We start from the raw sequence: 18,708 nt of genomic DNA on the forward strand, positions 1-18,708 counted from the left end.
GCGGAGCCGGAAACCCTTCGCGCTCCAGTGCGTTGCCTTCGACGGTGAAGGAGCCGGTTCAGGATCGGCGCATGGCGGATCCGGGCTGCATGCCGCACCGCACAAGGCACACGTGGGAGTTGAGGTAAAAAGGACACGGTTCCACCTTTTGACACCTTGGATTTCCGTAAGTGTTGCCCTTCAATATCGGACCTCTATTGTCCTGGCTCCCAATCGGGACAGGCGTCTCCCGGCGGGCGGTGCGCGCGCCCCTGGGTCAATCGTGGACGGTGGCGTCATGGATCTCTCGTATTTCTGGTATGAAGCCGCGCACTGGATGTTGACGCCTGCCCGAGCGGCCGCCGACGCCACGCAGCTCGTGTTCAAGAATCCCGTCAACCCGATCACCTACACGCCCTACGGCCGGACCGTGTCGGCGGCCTGCGAGATGTTCGAGCGCACGACGCGGCGCTACGGCAAGCCGGCCTTCAACCTGCCCCGCACGGTGGTCGAGGGCATGGTGACGGACGTGACCGAGCGGGTCGTGTGGTCGAAGCCGTTCTGCCAGGTGATCAAGTTCGACCGCGCCCTGAAGCGCCCGACGACCCAGGCCCAGCCGAAGGTGCTGGTGGTGGCGCCGATGTCGGGCCACTACGCGACCCTGCTGCGCGGCACCGTCGAGGCGATGCTGCCCGCCCACGAGGTGATGATCACCGACTGGATCGATGCCCGCATGGTGCCGCTCGAGGCCGGCCGCTTCGACCTCGACGATTACATCGACTACCTGATCGAGATGTTCCAGGCCCTGGGGCCGGACCTGCACGTGATCGCGGTGTGCCAGCCCTCGGTGCCGGTCTTCGCCGCCGTCGCCCGGATGGAGGCCGAGGGCATGCCGGGCGTGCCGACCTCGATGACCCTGATGGGCGGCCCGATCGACACCCGCCGCTCGCCCACCGCCGTGAACTGCCTCGCCGCCGAGCGCGGCTCGGACTGGTTCAAGCGCAACTGCATCACCGTGGTGCCCCCGGGCTATCCCGGCACCTGGCGCGAGGTCTATCCGGGCTTCTTCCAGCTCTCCGGCTTCATGGGCATGAACCTCGACCGTCACCTGACGGCGCATTGGGACATGTTCAAGCACCTGGTGCGCGACGACGGCGACTCGGCCGAGAAGCATCGCGAGTTCTACGACGAGTACCTGTCGGTGATGGACCTGACGGCGGAGTTCTACCTCCAGACCGTCAACACCGTCTTCGTCGAGCACGCCCTGCCGAAGGGCACGATGCGCCACCGCGACAAGCCGGTCGATCCGACCGCGATCCGCCACTGCGCCATCATGGCGGTGGAGGGCGAGAAGGACGACATCTCCGGCGTCGGCCAGACGCTCGCGGCCCTCGACCTGACGCCGAACCTGGGCGCAGAGCGCAAGCTCTACCACCTGCAGCAGGGTGTCGGCCATTACGGCGTATTCAACGGCTCGCGCTTCCGGGCCAATATCGCGCCGCGCATTTCCGCCTTCATGCACGAGATGCAGGGCACGCAGGCCCTCGCCGACTTGCGCGAGGCCTCCTGATCCTCCCCGTCCGGCGCCGCCTCGGCGGCGCCGGCCCTCTGCCATCACCCCTTTCACCATGACGACGTCGCCGATGCGTCGCCTGCGCGCCTGGTTCGCAGGCTTCCTCGGCCTCGCGCGGCGAACCGGGACGCTGACAGGCTCCGGGTCTCCCGGGTACAAGGGTGGCATGCGAGTCGCGCTCCTTCGCCGTTCGGCGCCCGAACCCACCCACGTCACCGTCATCCACGCCGGCACCTGCTACCCGGTCACCGTGCGCCGCCGCGCGGCGGCGCGGCGCATAACCCTGCGGGTGTCGAGCGCCACCGGCGAGATCGTGCTCACGCTGCCGGAGCGCACCGACCTCGCCGCCGCGCAACGCTTCGCCGATTCGCACGGTGCCTGGATCGCCACCCGGGTGGCGAAGCTTCCGGAACGCATCGCCTTCGTACCGGGCGCGACGGTGCCGCTGCGCGGCGTACCCCACCGCATCCTGCATTGGTCGACCACCTCCGGTGCGACCTTGGCCACGACGGAGCCGGACGGCACGCCGGTGATCGCGGTCTCCTGCGGCCTGCCCCACGTGGCGCGCCGGGTGCGGGACTTCCTGGAGGCCGAGGCGCGTCGCGACCTCGGCGAAGCGGTGGCGCGTCATGCCGGGGCGCTCGGCCGGACGCCGAAGCGCCTGACCGTGCGCGACACCCGCAGCCGCTGGGGCTCGTGCTCCGCCGCCGGCCACCTGAATTTTTCCTGGCGCCTCATCATGGCGCCACCGACGGTGCTCGACTATCTGGCCGCGCACGAGGTCGCGCACCTCGCCGAGATGAACCACTCGGACCGGTTCTGGCGCGTCGTGAAAAAACTCTCCCCGGGCTACGACGAGCCCGAGACCTGGCTGAAGCGGCACGGCACGGAGTTGCACCGCTACGGTTGATCGGGCCGAGAGCCTGTTTCGATGGGCCCTGCAAAATCTCAAACCCTCCGGGTCATTCCGGAGCCGCGAAGCGGAGCCCGGAATGACCCGGAGGGTGTTCATTCTGTCGTGATCAAAACAGTTCTGCCGCTCAGCCCTTGGTGCGCACCACCACCACACGCTCCGCCGGCCAGGCCGGGCGCGGATCGACGTGGCCGGGATTGAGGGTGCGGGGCGCGATGCTGTCGCAATTCTCGCGCTGACGCAGGATGACCTCGCCGTTCTCGCCCCGGCGCCGGATGATCCCGCCGTCGCGGCAGAACCCGGCAATCTCGGCCGAGCGCGAGGCCCGGCGCCCGCGCGGGTTGCGGGGCACCGGCGGGTGCTCGATCGTCAGCGTCGCATCCCGATTGAGCGAGCGCTCGACATAGGTGGTCTCGCCGATCGGCAGCGACTGGGCTTCGGCATATCCGGCGGCCAGGACCAGGAAGGCGAGGGAGGTGGCGGCGAGTCTCATGGTCGTCGGTTCTCGGGCGGCTCTCGCGAGCGGGGCGGGGCTGATCCGGGTCGGTCGATCCGATATGAACCGTAAAACCATGCGCAACCACTAACGGCATACGGCCCCGGACGCGGCCCGGCTCGATCATCAAGCTAAGCCGGTTCGGCGGCACGGGTTCCCGATCACGGGAGGGCGCCTCGGCTTGACAGCATCCCGGCCCCGTGGTCGGAACGCCCCCGGGCCGGCGGATGGCCGGGGCAGCGGAGCGGTGAACGGCGTGGGAGACAGATTGCGACGGATCGGACGCCGGGTGCGGGCCGCCGCCCTCGGACTCGGACTCGCTCTCGGACTGCCGGCCGGTGCCGCCCTGGCGCAGGGCGCGGTCAAGCAGACCTTCGACGACTGGCAGCTGCGCTGCGAGACGCCCGCCGGCGCCAAGGCCGAGCAATGCGCCCTGGTGCAGTACGTCGCCGCCGAGGACCGGCCGAACCTGTCCCTGGTGGTGATCGTGCTGAAGACCGCCGACAACCGCGGCACCCTGCTGCGGGTGGTGGCGCCGCTCGGCGTGCTCCTGCCCTCCGGCCTCGGCCTGAAGGTCGACCAGGCGGAGATCGGCCGCACCTCGTTCGTGCGCTGCCTCTCCACCGGCTGCGTCGCCGAGGTGGTGATGGACGACAAGCTCATCAACCAGCTCAAGAGCGGCCAGCAGGCCACCTTCATCGTCTTCCAGACGCCCGAGGAAGGAGTGGGCATTCCACTGTCCCTCAAGGGGTTCAAGGAAGGCTTCGACAGCCTGAAGTGATCGACGATCGGGAGAGGATTGTGACGGCTCGTTGTCTCCGCGGCCTCGCCACCCTGGGCCTCGCCCTGATGGCGGGCGTGCTCGCCGCCCCGGCGCAGGCGCAGAATGCGGCGCCGCCGGACGAGGGCAACCCCTTCGTCAACATCTTCAAGTACGGCGGCACCACCAAGCCGCCCGAGGCGCCGCCCAGCCCCGACGACGTCTACTGCCCGATCATCGACGTGGCCGAGGGCGGTTCCTCGCTGCAGACCATGGCGGGCGGCACGGTGCGGACGCAGATTCGCCTCGGCCAGCTCAGCCGCTCCTGCCAGCCCGGGCCGAACGGCGGCACGATCGTCTCCATCGGCGTGCAGGGCATGGTCCTGCTCGGGCCCGGCGGCGCGCCCGGCCGCTTCAACGCTCCCGTGACCGTCACGGTGAAGAACGGCACCCAGATCATCGCCCGGCGCAGCCGCCAGGGCTCCGCGACGATCCCCGCGGGCCAGGCCAGCGGCAGCTTCACGGTGGTGGAGGACGGGATCTCCGTCCCGGCCAACCTCGCGCGCGACTTCGAGATCGAGGTCGGCCTAGGCAGCTCGCCGAAACCCGGGCGGGCGCCCCGGCGCAAGCCCGCTGCCTCAGCCCCGGCCGACGGTTGACCGCCCGGGTGGCGAACTGGCGCCTCGCCCCCCGCCCGGACGATCCGGATTTTTCCCGCGCCCTGGTCTTCGAGCGGCCGACGGCCGGCCGCTGGCTCGCCCTCGATTATGCCCTCGACCGCTTCGCCGCGCCCGTGCGCCCGCTTCTGCGCTTCTCGCGATCCGACGGCACGCACGAGGATGCGCTGCTGCCCGGCCCGGTGCTCGGGCGCGCTTCCTGGCTCGGGCCGGTGCCGCCCGGCACCGCGGACATCCTGCTCGCCGCCCCAGTGGAAGGGTTCCGGATCGAGGCGGCGCGGCTCCTCTCCCGGGCGGCCGTGCTGGCGATCGGAGCCCGCCGCCGGCCGGACAAGCTGCCGGTCGCGCTCTATCAATGGCTGCGCCGCGACGCGCGCCGCCTGCGCAACACCCTGCGCATCGCCGCCTGCGTAAGGCCGCTTGCGCAATACCCGGCCTGGAAGGCCGAGCATGCCCGGCCCTTCGAGCCCGCCTTCGACCGGGTGCCGCCTGGGCTGCCGGGCCTCGGCCTGATCCTGGAGGCGGGGCCGGGGGACGAGGAGGCGGTCCGGCGCACCCTCGCGACCCTGCTGGCGCAGGGCCACCGCGACTGGCGCCTCGCTCTGCACTGGCAGGGCCCGCCGCCCGCCGCCCTCCCCGGCGATCCGCGGATCTCCACCGACGCCCTGCCGGAGGGAGCGGCGATCGGGTTCCTGCGTCCCGGCGATGCCCTCGCGCCCGATGCGCTCGCCCATCTCGCCGCCGCCTTCGCCGGGCCGGAGCCCGCCGACCTCGCCCATGCCGACAGCGAGGCCGACACGCCCGAGGGCCTGCGCCCGCATCTCAAGCCGGGCTGGAGCCCGGACCTCGCCCTGACCACGCTCTATCCCGGGCGGCCGCTCCTGGTGGCGGCGGGACTCGTCGCGCGCAGCGGCTGGGCGCCGGGGCAGGGCGCGCGCGCGCTCCTCCTCGCCGCGACCCTGGCGGGGCCGGAGCGCGTCCGGCGCATCCCCCGCATCCTCTGCCGCACCGCGCCCGAGGTGCCGGATCGCGACGGCCACGCCGCCGACCTGTCGTGGGCCCTGCGCCGAGCCGGCTCGCCCGCGGCGATGGTGCGGACCGGCGACATCCTCGATCTCGACTGGCCGCTGCCCGACCCGCCGCCCCCGGTCTCGATCATCGTCCCGACCCGCGACCGGCCGGAATTGCTGCGCGTCGCGGTGAAGGGCGTGCTGCACGACACCGCCTTTCCGAATCTCGAACTCGTCATCGTCGATAACGGCTCGACCGATCCGGCGGTCGCCGCCCTCTACGCCGAATGGGACGCCGATCCGCGGGTGCGCCGCCTCGACCGGCCGGGTCCGTTCAACTTCTCGCGCCTCGTCAATGACGGTGCGAGCGCGAGCCGCGGCGAGGTCCTGGTGCTCCTCAACAACGACGTCGAGGTGCTGCACCCGGACTGGCTCTCCGCGATGGTGCGTCAGGCCGTCCGGCCGGAGGTCGGCGCGGTCGGAGCGAAGCTCCTGTTCGGAAACGGCCGGATCCAGCATGCCGGGGTCGTGGTCGGGCTCGGCGGCCGGGCCGGGCACATCCTGCGCAACCGCCCCGCCGACACGCCGGGCCATCTCGGCCGGCTCACCGTCGCGCACGAGGTCGCGGGAGTCACTGCCGCTTGCCTGGCGGTGGCGCGGCACAAGTTCGAGGCGGTCGGCGGGCTCGATGCCGAGGCGTTTCCGGTCGATTTCAACGACATCGACCTCTGCCTGCGGCTTTCCGCCCGGGGCTGGCGATCGGTCTGGACCCCGAGGGCCGTGCTCGCGCACCACGAATCGGTCAGCCGAGGGCCCAGCGTCGGCGCGGCCCGGGCCCGGTTCGAAGCGGAAGGCGAGCGTTTCGCCGCGCGCTGGCGCCCGGTGATCCGGGACGACCCGTATTACCACCCGGCCTTCTCGGTCACGACCTTCGGGGAGGAGCTGGAATGAGGCTGCCGCCTCACCCGGCCTTCGACATCCTGCGCTTCGCGGACCGACAGCCCGGGCCCGCCCGGCGCTGGCTCGCCCGGCTTCTTTGGGCTCTGACGCGCCCGGGCGAGGCCTGGGACGTCGCCCGGGCGCTCCTCGCGGGCAAGCGGGTACGGGCCCGCGACCGCGCCGCGATCCTGTGGGGCGCCCGCCACGCCTTCCGGCCGCCGCCGCTCCCGGCGGGCGAGGCCGGGGCGGTGCCGGGCTTACGCGTCGCCACCCCGGCCGAGATCCTGTCGGGCGCCGCCGCCCCGGCCGCCCTCGTCGTGCTGACGGCGCCGGGCCACCGGCTCGTGCCGGGCGCCCTCGACGCCATCGCCGCGGCATTCACGGCCGATCCCGGCCTCGGCGCCCTCTACGGCGACGCCGTGGTGCTCGGAGGCAGGGGCGAGCCGCGGCTGCCGGTCCTGCGGCCGGCCTTCGACCCCGACTACCTGCTCGCCGCCGACCCGATCGGCCCGGTGGTCGCTGTCCGCCGGCCGGTGCTGGACCGGCTCGGGCTCGATCCCGCCTTGCCGGGCGCCGAGGTCGCCGACCTGCTGCTGCGGCTCGCGGCCGAAAACCCGCAGGCGATCCGCCATCTGCCGCGCCTGCTCTCGACCTGGTCGCCCTTCGCGGCCACGCCACCCGAGGGCTGGGCCCGATCGCGCCGGACGCTCGCCGAGCGGCACCTCGCGGGGGCCGGCCACGTCGAGGCGAGGGGCGGGATCCAGGCCCTGCGCCGCGACCTGCCCACGCCGCCGCTCGCCAGCCTCATCATCCCGACCCGCGACCGGGTCGAGCTGCTGCAGGCCTGCATCGAGAGCATCCGGGCCCAGACCGACTGGCCGGCCCTCGAGATCATCGTCTGCGACAACGACAGCCGCCATCCGCGCACGCTCGCCTATTTCCGGCGCCTGGAGGGGGAGGGCGTGCGGGTGCTGCCCTGCCCCGGCCCGTTCAACTTCGCCGCGATGAACAACCGGGCCGCCGACGAGGCGCGCGGCGGGCTCCTGGTCTTCGTCAACAACGACGTGGTGGCCCACCGGCCCGACTGGCTGCGGCGGATGGCCGAGGAGGCCCTGCGACCGGAGATCGGCGCGGTCGGCGCGAAGCTCCTCGACGTGCGCGAGCGCATCCAGCATTGCGGCATCGTGCTCGGCACCGGCGGCCTCGTCACCCACGCCCACCGCCACTTCCCCGGCACGGCGCCGGGCTATCTCGCCTCCTTGCGGGCGACGCACCGGGTCTCGGCGGTGACGGCGGCCTGCCTGGCGGTGGAGGCCGACAAATTCCGGGCGGTCGCCGGGTTCGACGAGACCACCTTCGCGGTCGATTTCAACGACGTCGATCTCTGCCTGCGCCTGGAGGCGGCGGGGTACCGGACCCTGGTGGTGCCGGGCGCCGTGCTCTATCACCACGAGGCGGCGAGCCGGCGCTGGAATCCGGAGGCCCGCAGCCGCCACGAAGCCGAGGTGGCGGCGTTGCGGGCGCGGTGGGGCGCGCGGCTCGATGCCGATCCCTGGTACCATCCCGGCTTCGATCCGCGGGTGGGGACGTATGTGCGGCTCAGGGCCTGGGAGGCGGCAGCTTTGCGCTGAGGCTCTACCCCCGTGAGGTTATACCTGATTTCAGAAAGTCGCGGGATCCCCTCTCCCGAGTGGGAGAGGGGTAGGAGGTGAGGGTGACACGCTGCCGAGTGAAGCACTGACCGTTCCGCTGCCAGCACCACGCTCAGCGCTTTACACTGAAGCGCGCCACCCTCACCCCTAACCCCTCTCCCACGCGGGAGAGGGGGATGCGCTCTATTTTGTGATACCTCTGGTTTTACGACTCCAGCCTTTGAAACGACGACGGGGCCGCCCCCTCCCGGAAGCGGCCCCGCCCTCGATCCCAATCCGGCGTCAGCCGGCCTTGCGTCACTGCACCAGGCGCGGTCCGCCGGTCTGCACCTTCTCGTTCTCGCCCAGGATGCCGAGGCGGCGGGCCACCTCGGTATAGGCCTCGATCAGGCCGCCGAGATCCTTGCGGAAGCGGTCCTTGTCGAGCTTGTCCTGGCTCTTGATGTCCCAGAGGCGGCAGGAATCCGGAGAGATTTCGTCGGCGACGACGATGCGCATCATGTCGCCTTCCCAGAGCCGGCCGGTCTCCATCTTGAAGTCGACGAGGCGGATGCCGACGCCGAGGAAGAGACCCGACATGAAGTCGTTGACCCGGATGGCCAGCGCCATGATGTCGTCGATCTCCTGCGGCGTCGCCCAGCCGAAGGCGGTGATGTGCTCCTCCGACACCATCGGGTCGTTGAGCTGGTCGTTCTTGTAGTAGAACTCGATGATCGAGCGCGGGAGCTGGGTGCCCTCTTCGAGGCCCAGCCGCGTTGCCAGCGAGCCCGCCGCCACGTTGCGCACCACCACCTCGAGCGGGATGATCTCGACCTCGCGGATCAGCTGCTCGCGCATGTTCAGCCGGCGGATGAAGTGCGTCGGCACGCCGATGTCGTTGAGGTGCTGGAACACGAATTCGGAGATCCGGTTGTTCAGCACGCCCTTGCCGTCGATCACCTCGTGCTTCTTGGCGTTGAAGGCGGTCGCGTCGTCCTTGAAATGCTGGATGAGCGTGCCGGGCTCGGGACCCTCGTAGAGGACCTTCGCCTTGCCCTCGTAGATGCGACGGCGGCGGTTCATAGGCGTGTACCGTGGTTTGAGGAAGTCCATGGGGCCGAGGCTCCTGACGACGTGTGGGACCCGCGGCGCGGCGACCTCTGAGGTAAGGAGGTCGGGCCGGGGGACGCGTCGCTCCGGGCGTCCCGGCGGCCGGGGGCAAATTACCCGAACCGCGAAGGCAGCACAACGCGTTAGCCTGTGCGCCGGGGAGAGCCCGGACGCCGCTGCGATGGATTGCGGTCGTTGGTCGCGCCCATATGCTCATCGAGTGACGAAGTTGCAAGCGTGGCGGGAAGGGGCGGCATGTCGCGGACGGGGGCTTGCGTGCCTCGACGGAGGCCTCCGGCCTGACCTAAGCTCCGGGTACGAGCCGCACGGGAACCGGCGGCCGATCCGGGAGGGATCACGATGGCGGAACGAGCGATGGCGGAACGGGGCGGCGCGGTGGCGGCGCTGGCGGCACGGTTCCGCGAGGGCAAGCCGCTGATCACCGCCTGGTGCGGCATTCCCGAGCCCTCGGTCGCGGGGCTGCTCGCCGCCGAGGCGTTCGACACCGTGACGCTCGACATGCAGCACGGCGCCCACGACTTCGACAGCATCAGCCGAACCGTCGCGCTGGTCGCGGCCCGCGGCAAGCCGACCCTGGCGCGGGTCCCGGTCGGCGGCTTCGCTACCGTGTCGCGCCTGCTCGATGCCGGTATCTCCGGGATCATCGCCCCGATGGTCAACACCGTGGAGGATGCGAAGCGCTTCGCGGCCATGGCCAAGTACCCGCCCCTCGGCGAGCGCAGCTGGGGCCCGGCCCCGGCCCTGATGCTGTCGGGCCTTTCCCCTGAGACCTACCTCAAGGAGGCCAACGGCTTCTGCCAGACGCTGGCGATGATCGAGACCAAGGAGGCGCTCGCCGCCCTCGACGACATCCTCGCGGTGGACGGGATCGACGGCATCTTCATCGGCCCCTCCGACCTCTCGATCGCGCTGTCGAACGGCGCCGGCCTCGACCCCGACGGCGCGGCGGTGCGCGACGCGCTCAAGCACGCCATGGCGCGCACCCGGGCGGCGGGCAAGCGGATCGGCATCTACTCCCTGTCCGGCCCGCGCACCCGAGAGCTGATCGCCGAGGGCTTCGACCTGATCGCGCTCTCGGGCGACGGCGCCCTGCTGCGGGCCGGTGCTGCGGCGGCGCTGAAGGAGGCGCGGGGCTAAACGCGCCGCGCCGCCCGGGCGAAGCCCGCGGCGAGGAAGTGCCCGGCATGGTGCAGGGCGCCGTCGTCGATGCCGTGGCCGATCCCGGCGGAGAGATGCCACTCCGCCGGCACGTCGGCCGCCGCCAGGGCTTCCGCGGAGAGGAACATCGCGTCGACCGGAATCACCTCGTCCTGGTCGCCATGGGCGAGGAGGACCGGCGGCACCGCCCGGACCTGCGGCTTCAGGCTCTCGGGCCCCTGGCCCTCCTCCATCACCAGCATGCCGGACAGGCCGACGACCGCCGCCACCGGGGCGGGCCTGCGCAAGGCGACGTGCAGGGCCATCATGCAGCCCTGGCTGAACCCCACCAGCGCCAATTGGTGCGGCCCCAACCCCAGGGCCTCGAGCTCAGCATCGAGGAAGGCATCCAGCGTCGGGCCGGCCCGGTTCACCCCGCGCCAGCGCTCGTGCGGATCGCGGAAGGTGAGGGAGAACCATTGCCGGCCGAAACCCTGGATGCAGGGCTCGGGCGCGTGCGGCGCCACGAAGGCGGCGTCGGGCAGGAGCGGCTGCCATTCCTGGGCGAGGTCGATCAGGTCGTTACCGTCGGCGCCGAAGCCGTGCAGCAGGACGACGAGCTGGCGCGGCTTCGCCCCCGAGCGGGGCATCAGGCGCGGGCCGGTGAGGATCGGCATCGGGTCGGGCTCCATGCGGCTCAGGACGGAAGGGGCGCGCCGTCGCGCGATCTACGAGGGAAGGGGCGCGCCGTCGCGCGCTTTCGCCACCCGGTAATAGGACCACAGCACCTTGGCGGCGACCCCGCGCCAGGGCCGCCACGCCTCGGCCCGGGCTATGAGGGCCGCAGGGTTCGGCCGGGTCTCCAGGCCGTCGGCGAGGCGCGCCGCTTCCTGAAGGGCGAGATCCCCGGCGGGGAACGCGTCGGGATGGCCGAGGCAGAACAGCAGGTAGACATCCGCCGTCCAGGGCCCGATGCCGTGCACCGCCACCATCAGTCGGTGGGCCTCGTCGGCCGAACGCGCGTGCAGGGTATCGAGGGGCAGGGCGCCACCGATGACCGCCTCCGCCGCCGCCCTCAAGGTGCGGATCTTCGGCGCCGACAGGCCGGCCCCGCGCAACATCTCGTCCGGCGCCTCCGTCAGGGTCTCGGCGGTGAGGTCCGGCAGGCCGGCGGTCAGCCGGCCCCAGATCGCCGAGGCAGCGGCGGTCGAGATCTGCTGTCCCACCACGATGCCGGCGAGCCCCTCGAAGCCGGGCGCGCGCTTGCGCAAGACCGGTTGCGCGCCTTGCGCCACCAGCCGCGCCATCACCGGATCGCGCGCCGCCAGCGCCGCCGTCCCCTCGCGCAGGGCGGCCTCGGAATCGAGCAGCGGGCCGGTGACGCCGGCCTCGGGCGGGCTTATGGCGTGAGGATCTGTCTTCGTCCGCATGCCGCCGTGCCGTCTCCCCGCCTGCGCTTCGCCCCGAGCCCGAACGGGCGCCTGCATCTCGGCCACGCCTATTCGGCCCTCCTCAACGCGCAGTTCGCCCGGGCGCTGCACGGTGATCTGCTGCTGCGCATCGAGGACATCGACCCGCTCCGCTGCCGGCCGGAACTGACGAACGGCCTGATCGACGACCTCGCCTGGCTCGGCCTCAGCTTCCCGGACCCGGTCTGGCGCCAGTCGGCCCGGATGTCCACCTACCGCGCCGCCCTCGACGATCTTCGGGCGCGGGGCCTCGTCTATCCCTGCACCTGTACCCGGCGGGAGATCCAGGCGGCGTCGGGCGAGGCCCGCGATCCGGACGGGGCGCCGCTCTATCCCGGCACATGCCGGGGCAGGGCGGTCCCGCAGGAGCCTCATGCCTGGCGCCTCGACAGTGCGCGGGCGCTGGCACTCTGCCCCGGGCCTCACACCTACACCGCCTTCGCGCCGGGCGAGCCCGACGCGATCCGGTTTGCGGATCCGGCCCGCTGGGGCGACGCGGTCCTCGCCCGCAAGGACGTGCCGACGAGCTACCACCTCGCCGTGGTGCTCGACGACGCCGCGCAAGGAATCACCCACGTGGTTCGCGGCCGGGACCTCGAAGCCGCCACCGATCTCCACGTGCTGCTCCAGCGCCTGCTCGGCCTGCCGACCCCGCGCTACCACCATCACGGCCTGATCCGCGACGCGGCGGGGCAGAAGCTGTCGAAGAGCCTGGGCTCCGAGGCGCTGGCGGCGTTGCGCGAGCGCGGGACGCGCCCGGGGGAGGTGCGGGCGCGGCTCGGATTCGCCGGGGAGCCGTGAGGCGGCCCGTTCAATGCGCCTCGATCGGCCCCCCCGACCGCGGCGGCTTCTTCAGGATCGCCACGACCGCGAGGCTGAGCACCAGGCTCACCCCAACGAGCCAGAACCCGTCCGCGTAGGCCATCACATAGGCCTCGCGCCGCACCTGTTGCGCCAGCATTCCGACCGCCGCGGCCTTGGCAGCCAGCGGATCGGCGATGTGGCCGTGCAGCCCCGCCGCCAGGGCCGCCAGGCGCTCCTGGGTGCGGGTGGCGTTGACGGTGATCGCCTCGGCCAGAACCGAGAAGTGCATGTGCTCGCGCCGCTCGATCATCGTCGACAGCATGGCGATGCCGATCGAGCCGCCGAGGTTGCGCATCATGTTGGACAGGGCCGAGGCATCGGCCGTGTCCCGCGGTGCCAGGCCGGCGGTCGAGAGCTGCGACAGCGGGATGGTGAAGAGCGGCTGGCCGATCGCCCGCATCAGCTGCGGCAGGATCAGCTGGTCGGCGCCGACATCGTGGGTCAGCCCGACATTGATCCAGCAGCTCGCGATGAAGAACAGGGTGCCGGTGACGACGAGAAGCCGCGCGTCGACCTTCCGCATGATGAGCGGCATCATCGGGAACAGCACGAGCTGCGGCAGGCCCGACCACATCACCACGTGGCCGATCTGCTCGGCGTTGTAGCCCTGAATCTGGGCGCAATAGACCGGGATGATGTAGATCGAGCCGAACGAGACCGCCCCGAGCACGGTCATCAGCATGCAGGCGCCGCCGACCGAGCGGTTGGCCAGCACCCTGAGGTTGATGAAGGGCCGTTCGGCGGTCAGCTCGCGGATGATGAAGCCGGCGATGCCGAGAACCGCCAGAAGGCTCGCCTTGACGATGACGGGCGAGCCGAACCAGTCCTTGCGCTGGCCTTCCTCCAGCACGAAGGTCAGGGCCGGCAGGCCGGTCGCCATCAGGCCGATGCCGATCCAGTCGCCCTTCAGCAATTCGCCCCAGCGCGCCGGCACCGATTCGAAGGCGCCGAGCTGGATCGCGGCGGCGAGGGGGCCGAAGATTAGGTTCAGGTAGAAGATGTAGTGCCAGGACAGGTTGTCGGTGAGCCAGCCGCCGACCGTCGGGCCGATCGCCGGCGCGAAGGTGGCGGTGAGCCCGAACAGCGCGATGCCGACGGCCTGCTGGCTCTTCGGCAGCCGGGTCCGCACGATCACGATCGCCGTCGGGATCAGCACCCCGCCGGTGAAGCCCTGGCCGGCCCGGAACAGGATCATCTGGCTCAAGTTGGTCGAGAGCGCGCAGGCGAGCGAGAAGCCGGTGAACAGGATGGTGTTGACGGCGAGATAGCGCCGCAGCCCGATCACCGAGGAGAGCCAGCCGGTGAGCGGGATCACGATGATCTCGGCCATCAGGTAGGCGGTCGAGATCCAGCTGCCCTCTTCCGTCGAGGCGCCGAGCGCGCCCTGGATGTCGGCGAGCGAGGCGTTGGTGATCTGGATGTCGAGGATCGCCGTGAAGGCGCCCAGGATCGCGCCGAACACCGCGAGCCAGTCGCGGGGACTGGCCTTCGTCTCCGGATTCATCGCGGCAGCGCCTCGCTGACGAGAGCGGTGGCCGGCCTCGGCCCGTGTCCCGCCTCGATCGCGCCGTGGGTATGCACCGTCGCCTCGACCGAGAGGCCCGGGCGCAGGCGGGGGAGCAGGGGATCGTCGCCGTCGAGCGCGATGCGCACCGGCACCCGCTGCACCACCTTGGTGAAGTTGCCGGTGGCGTTCTCCGGCGGCAGCAGGGCGAATTGCGCGCCGGTGCCGGGCGAGAAACTCTCGATCCGGCCGCCGAATTCGTGCTCGCCGAGCGCGTCGACCGTGAAGGTGACCGGCTGGCCCTCGATCATGCGGCCGGTCTGCGTCTCCTTGAAGTTCGCCACCAGGTAGATGTCGCGGCCCATCGGCACCACGGTCAGGAGCCCGGTCCCGGCGGAGACGAACTGCCCGACCCGCAGGGAGCGGTCGCCGATCGTGCCGTCGATCGGCGCGGTCACGGTCGCGTAGCTGAGGTTGAGCCGGGCCTGCTCGACCTTGGCCTGGGCGCCCTCCAGGGTGGCGCGGGCGCTCGCTTCCAGCGCCTTCAGGCTCTCGACCTGCTTCCTGGACGCTTCCAGCGACGCCACCGCCTTGTCGCGCGCCGCCCGCTTCTGGCGCAGGTCGGCATCGGCCTGCTGCTGGCGCTGCACCGTGCCGGAGCCGGTCTGGAGCAGGTTGCGGTAGCGGTCGTATTCCTTGGTCGAGAAGTCGAGCCCGGCCTCGGTGTTCTCGATCTCGGCCTTCGCCGATTGCACCTGCGCCTGGGCCTGGGTGATCGCCGCGGCGGTGCCGAGGATCTGGGCCCGCGCCTTCTCGACGTCGGCCTCGGCCTGCTTGAGCGCCACCCGGTACTCGCGGTCGTCGAGGCGCGCCAGTACCGTGCCGGCCTCGACCGGCTGGTTGTCGCCGACGAGCACCGCGGCGATGGTGCCGGCGATCCGGGGCGCGACCGTGACCTTGTCGGCCTGGAGATAGGCGTCCTCGGTCGTCTCGAGGAAGCGCCCGGTCGTCCACCAGTGCCAGCCATAGGTGCCGCCGCCGCTCAAACCCGCGAGAAGGACGAGGCCGAGGATCAGCCGGCCCTTGCGCCGCTTGAGCGGCACCGGGGAGATGGCGTGGGATTGCTGCATGGCGGCTGGCCGATAACGAAACGATACGGTATCGTTGTGATAGGCCGATCATCGGGGTCGAGCAAGGAGACGATCCATGAGCCAGGCGGTGCTCGCCGATGCGAGGGACGCGGGGCGGCGCAGCGGCGGGCGCCCGACCCGGGAGGAGGCGGAGCGGCGCGATGCACGGCTGGTCGCCGTGGCGACGCAGCTGTTCATGGAGCACGGCTTCGACGCGACCTCGATCGACGCGGTGGCGCAGGCGGCGGGGGTGAGCAAGCCGACGCTCTATGCCCGCTACCGCGACAAGCGCGCCCTGTTCGCGGCGGTGCTGGAGGAGCGGATCCGGGACTGGCTGGCGCCGCTCTCGGCGGCGGCGGAGGCGCAAGGAGCGACGGGAGAGGGGCGGGACGCCGCAACGGTCCTGGACGAGCTGAGCCGGACCCTCCTCGCCCGGGCACAGGCCCCGGGCGCGGCGGCGCTCAACCGCTGCATCGTCGCCCAGGCGCTGCATTTCCCCGACCTCGCGCGGCTGGCCTACGAGGAGGGCTGGCTGCGCGGCGTGCGGGCGGTGGCGCGCCTCCTTACGGTGCTCGACGAGCAGGGCCAGATCGCGGTCGAGGATCCGGAGATCGCCGCCGACCTCTTCCTCAACCTGGTGCTCGGCAGGACCTCGCGGCAGGCGCTCTACGGCATCGCGATCGACCCGGAGGCGCAGGAGAGGCGCCGCCGGGCCGCCTTGGCGTTGTTCCTGGCAGGCGTGCGGCCGCGCCCTACTGGATCAGGCGGGCGACCTTGAGCGCCTGGTCGAACATCGCGTTGAGCGCCGCCGTGATGTCGGCCGGCGCGTTGGCGGTGCGGAAATAGCCCGGCGAGGCGCAGGACTGGAGCGGCGTCGCCAGGGTCGGGCTGAAGCCGTTGACCCGGCCATTCTCCCAGGCGACGCCGCCGCCCTTATCGACGAAGCTGATCTGGTTGTAGGGAATGTAGAGGATCGAGATCGTCGCGCCGGCGGCTTTAAGAGCGTCGCAGTTCTTGGGGTCGATCTGCGACGGCTGCGAGCCGTCCCACCAGGCGTCGCCATAGCCCGGGAACTTCGAGGGATTGCCCGGATAGGCGTATTTGCCGTTGCTCGACGTGAAGAAGTGCTGACCGTTCTGCATCCCGTCGGTGACGAGGAACACGAAGGGCTTGCGGCTCGCGCTGGTGGACCCGTCACCGAAGCCGTTGAGCCCGACGATGCCCTTCATCTGCGGGAAGGCGACCTCGAAATGGGTGCCGCCCGAGCCGGTGCCGGTGGTCGGGTCGCCCGGGGAGTAGAGCTGCGTCGTGCCGGTATCCAGGAGGTTTGTGAAGGCGAGCGGCCAGGAACTCGAGCACTGGGCCATCGTCTTCAGGCTGGTGAGGTCGCCGGTGAGCGCCGCGAGCGTCGCCAGCTGGTTGACGAACGGGTAGATGCCGATCCGGTACTGGTTCGACACGGCCTGGTTCGAGGCCCGCTGGAGCAGCGAGCAGACGGCGTTGTTCACCGCGTCCGACCGCAGCTGGATCTTGCCCGCCGCCAGGCCCCAGCCGGTATTGCCGGGGAAGTGGCAGGCGAACTGGCATCCCTGCTGGTAGTCGGAATACATGTCGTTGTTGACGCTGGCGAGCTGGGTCATGCCGCTCGAGGTCGCGGGCAGGCCCATCGATCCCGACACGTCGACCATCAGGTAGAAGTCGAGGTAGCTCGGCAGGTCGACGGAGGCGGTCGCGGTATTGGTCACCGTCGTGGTCGGCACAAGGAACAGCTTCGAGAAGCTGTTGCTGATCGTCGCCGTGTACGAGATCGACGCGGTGATCGTCTGGCCGTTGGCCGAGGACGAGACCTGCGGCGTCTGCATCGTCACGGTGGCGAGGGGAACGTTGCCGGCATTGACGTTGAAGGTGTTGACGGCCTGTTTCGCGCCCGCGGCGAGAGCGGCATTCATCACGCCGCTCTCGCCCGAATGGGCGGCGACGTAGGCCTTGGCGGTCACGATGGCGGCGAGCGCCGCCGCGTCCGCGGCCCGGTCGAGCCGTGCCCGGTCGGTGACGGCGACGCCGTAATCGACCGCGAGCCCGACGAGGCCGACGATCGGGATCAGGCTCAGCCCGAACAGGATGTTGATGCCGCCGTCGCGGGCGCGGACCAGGGACGCCGCTGCCGCGGCGAACCGGGATGCACAGTTCAGAAGCCGGGACATTTCGTGGCGATTCCGTCGTTGCCGTTCGTGTCGAAATTGATGAGCGAGGCGTAGCGCGGCTGGATGTAGGCCGAGCGGGCGATCCGCAGCGAGGGGAGGTAGCTGGCCCCGAAGGTCGGGTTGAACGTGAACACCACGTCGATCACCACCATCGAGGCCGGGCCGAAGAGGGAGCGCGGCAGCGTCTGCGGGGTCGGATCCGCGGTGTTCGAGGCCGCGATCTGCGGCGTACCGCAGGGCCGGTAGGCCGGCCCGCCCGAAGGTTGCGTCGTGCCCGTGCTTGTCCAGACCACGTCGGCGCGGTAGCAGGCGGACAGATCGCTGCTGTCGCTGCAGGTCGTCGCAATTTGCGTGAACTGGATGCTGGCATAGTTGATCGTGACGACCTGCCACCATTGCTTGCCCTGTCGCTTGCCCTCGCCCATCACGTAGGGGAACAAGACGAGAGCCGAGTCGAAGCTATAATGCAGGTCGCTCGCATTGACGGTGGCGACGGTCGTAGAGCCATTGCTGGGAGGCGTGGTCTGCGAGATCATCTGGCTGATCGACTGCACCACCAGCTCGACCTTGCGCACCGCGTTGATGTAGGCAATGAGCTGGATGCCCCCGAGCATGATCACCAGGAGCACGGGCAGGATCAGCGCGGCCTCGACCGCGGCGAGCCCGTCATCGGCGGCGCGGAAGCGCCGGAGCCGGAGCCTGACACGGTCGCGCATCAGTATTGCTCGACGCGGAAGGCGGCGGTCGAGATCATCAGATAGGCCGGCTGGCCCTTGTAGGTGGCCTGGGAGGCGATCAGGTTGGTCACGAAGGACGGCAGGAAGGTGACCGGGTAGATCACCTGGAGGTACTGGTACTGCCCCTGCGTGCCGAGCGTGAACTGGCCGCTCCCCGGTGTCAGGTTCGGGATCGAGAGGCCGCTCTGATCGGAATTGACGTAGCTGTAGTAGCTCCCGTTCACGACGTACAGGTTGACGATGAGGTCGTCGCAGGAGATCGACGACGGCAGGATCGCGCACAAAGTCTGGGTGAAGGCGGCGAGCGTCGGTGGTGGATTCGACTTCTGCGAGTTGCCGACGATGATGTCCCGCGCCGCCTTCTCGACCGCGAAATCCAGCTTCTGATTGTAGTACAGAGTCTGGGCGACGCCCATCGTGAACAGCAGGGCCATGATGAACATCAGGCCGACCAGGGCGAACTCGACGGTCGTCGATCCCTTGTCGTCGCGGAGGAGGCCTAGCATGCGTCGCATGCCGCCAACCTAGGGTCACCGGGTTAAGATCGCGGAAAT

Annotated in this window: 18 protein-coding genes; 9 read left to right on the forward strand and 9 right to left on the reverse strand. The window is 70.7% G+C overall.

The features are described 5' to 3' along the window. Positions 1-277: 277 nt before the first annotated feature. Both HBB12_RS15830 and HBB12_RS15835 read left to right on the forward strand, forming a co-directional pair. Positions 278-1,549, forward strand: a complete 1,272-nt coding sequence (locus tag HBB12_RS15830; RefSeq protein WP_236990229.1) for a polyhydroxyalkanoate depolymerase — start codon at positions 278-280, stop codon at positions 1,547-1,549. 169 nt (positions 1,550-1,718) lie between these two features. Further along, positions 1,719-2,462 (forward strand): M48 family metallopeptidase, encoded by a 744-nt coding sequence (locus HBB12_RS15835; RefSeq protein WP_236990230.1) that lies wholly within the window; start codon positions 1,719-1,721, stop codon positions 2,460-2,462. Positions 2,463-2,592: 130 nt separating this feature from the next. On the opposite strand, the gene HBB12_RS15840 is transcribed toward HBB12_RS15835, so the two are convergent. Next, on the reverse strand, positions 2,593-2,958 hold the full coding sequence (locus HBB12_RS15840) for a hypothetical protein (RefSeq protein WP_236990231.1): 366 nt from the start codon (positions 2,956-2,958) through the stop codon (positions 2,593-2,595). Between the two features lie 280 nt (positions 2,959-3,238). On the opposite strand from HBB12_RS15840, the gene HBB12_RS15845 reads away from it, so the two are divergent. The 4 genes from HBB12_RS15845 to HBB12_RS15860 are packed head-to-tail and all read left to right on the forward strand — an operon-like array spanning position 3,239 to position 7,978. Continuing rightward, complete coding sequence (locus HBB12_RS15845; protein WP_236992796.1) at positions 3,239-3,742, forward strand: invasion associated locus B family protein; 504 nt, start codon at positions 3,239-3,241, stop codon at positions 3,740-3,742. Positions 3,743-3,762: 20 nt separating this feature from the next. Then, positions 3,763-4,380 (forward strand): hypothetical protein, encoded by a 618-nt coding sequence (locus tag HBB12_RS15850; protein ID WP_236990232.1) that lies wholly within the window; start codon positions 3,763-3,765, stop codon positions 4,378-4,380. 8 nt (positions 4,381-4,388) lie between these two features. Continuing rightward, complete coding sequence (locus HBB12_RS15855) at positions 4,389-6,359, forward strand: glycosyltransferase family 2 protein (RefSeq protein WP_236990233.1); 1,971 nt, start codon at positions 4,389-4,391, stop codon at positions 6,357-6,359. Continuing rightward, positions 6,356-7,978 (forward strand): glycosyltransferase family 2 protein, encoded by a 1,623-nt coding sequence (locus tag HBB12_RS15860; RefSeq protein ID WP_236990234.1) that lies wholly within the window; start codon positions 6,356-6,358, stop codon positions 7,976-7,978. Before HBB12_RS15855 ends, HBB12_RS15860 begins: the two co-directional genes overlap by 4 nt. A gap of 318 nt (positions 7,979-8,296) precedes the next feature. Here HBB12_RS15860 and purC read toward each other — a convergent pair whose 3' ends face one another. Next, positions 8,297-9,091, reverse strand: a complete 795-nt coding sequence (gene purC / locus HBB12_RS15865) for a phosphoribosylaminoimidazolesuccinocarboxamide synthase (RefSeq protein ID WP_063928401.1) — start codon at positions 9,089-9,091, stop codon at positions 8,297-8,299. 372 nt (positions 9,092-9,463) lie between these two features. Between purC and HBB12_RS15870 the strand changes: the two genes are divergently transcribed. Further along, the gene (locus HBB12_RS15870) at positions 9,464-10,246 is read left to right on the forward strand and encodes an HpcH/HpaI aldolase family protein (protein WP_236992797.1); all 783 of its coding nucleotides are present in this window, start codon (positions 9,464-9,466) and stop codon (positions 10,244-10,246) included. On the opposite strand, the gene HBB12_RS15875 is transcribed toward HBB12_RS15870, so the two are convergent. Both HBB12_RS15875 and HBB12_RS15880 read right to left on the reverse strand, forming a co-directional pair. Then, the gene (locus HBB12_RS15875) at positions 10,243-10,923 is read right to left on the reverse strand and encodes an alpha/beta hydrolase (RefSeq protein ID WP_236990235.1); all 681 of its coding nucleotides are present in this window, start codon (positions 10,921-10,923) and stop codon (positions 10,243-10,245) included. The two genes, HBB12_RS15870 and HBB12_RS15875, sit on opposite strands and share 4 nt — an antisense overlap. A gap of 51 nt (positions 10,924-10,974) precedes the next feature. Then, positions 10,975-11,676: a DNA-3-methyladenine glycosylase family protein gene (locus tag HBB12_RS15880; protein WP_236990236.1), complete on the reverse strand. Its 702-nt coding sequence runs from the start codon at positions 11,674-11,676 to the stop codon at positions 10,975-10,977. Between the two features lie 6 nt (positions 11,677-11,682). On the opposite strand from HBB12_RS15880, the gene gluQRS reads away from it, so the two are divergent. Continuing rightward, positions 11,683-12,516: a tRNA glutamyl-Q(34) synthetase GluQRS gene (gene gluQRS / locus HBB12_RS15885; protein WP_236990237.1), complete on the forward strand. Its 834-nt coding sequence runs from the start codon at positions 11,683-11,685 to the stop codon at positions 12,514-12,516. A 10-nt stretch (positions 12,517-12,526) separates the two neighbouring features. Here gluQRS and HBB12_RS15890 read toward each other — a convergent pair whose 3' ends face one another. Together HBB12_RS15890 and HBB12_RS15895 are read right to left on the reverse strand one after the other, a co-directional pair. Next, positions 12,527-14,083, reverse strand: coding sequence for an MDR family MFS transporter (locus HBB12_RS15890; protein WP_236990238.1), 1,557 nt, complete (start codon positions 14,081-14,083; stop codon positions 12,527-12,529). Further along, entirely contained in the window at positions 14,080-15,213 is a 1,134-nt protein-coding gene (locus tag HBB12_RS15895; RefSeq protein WP_236990239.1) for an HlyD family secretion protein, read from the reverse strand. The genes HBB12_RS15890 and HBB12_RS15895 overlap by 4 nt, the downstream gene beginning before the upstream one ends. Before the next feature lie 76 nt (positions 15,214-15,289). Between HBB12_RS15895 and HBB12_RS15900 the strand changes: the two genes are divergently transcribed. Further along, a complete protein-coding gene (locus HBB12_RS15900) occupies positions 15,290-15,991 on the forward strand; it encodes a TetR/AcrR family transcriptional regulator (protein ID WP_236990240.1) in 702 nt (233 codons plus the stop codon). Here HBB12_RS15900 and HBB12_RS15905 read toward each other — a convergent pair. The 3 genes from HBB12_RS15905 to HBB12_RS15915 are packed head-to-tail and all read right to left on the reverse strand — an operon-like array spanning position 15,966 to position 18,660. Beyond that, on the reverse strand, positions 15,966-17,417 hold the full coding sequence (locus HBB12_RS15905) for a pilus assembly protein TadG-related protein (RefSeq protein WP_236990241.1): 1,452 nt from the start codon (positions 17,415-17,417) through the stop codon (positions 15,966-15,968). The two genes, HBB12_RS15900 and HBB12_RS15905, sit on opposite strands and share 26 nt — an antisense overlap. Beyond that, positions 17,402-18,133: a TadE/TadG family type IV pilus assembly protein gene (locus HBB12_RS15910; protein ID WP_236990242.1), complete on the reverse strand. Its 732-nt coding sequence runs from the start codon at positions 18,131-18,133 to the stop codon at positions 17,402-17,404. Before HBB12_RS15910 ends, HBB12_RS15905 begins: the two co-directional genes overlap by 16 nt. Beyond that, positions 18,133-18,660 (reverse strand): TadE/TadG family type IV pilus assembly protein, encoded by a 528-nt coding sequence (locus HBB12_RS15915; protein ID WP_236990243.1) that lies wholly within the window; start codon positions 18,658-18,660, stop codon positions 18,133-18,135. The genes HBB12_RS15910 and HBB12_RS15915 overlap by 1 nt, the downstream gene beginning before the upstream one ends. Positions 18,661-18,708: the final 48 nt, after the last annotated feature.

The sequence above is a fragment of the Methylobacterium sp. SyP6R genome, from assembly GCF_019216885.1.
Taxonomy (GTDB): domain Bacteria; phylum Pseudomonadota; class Alphaproteobacteria; order Rhizobiales; family Beijerinckiaceae; genus Methylobacterium.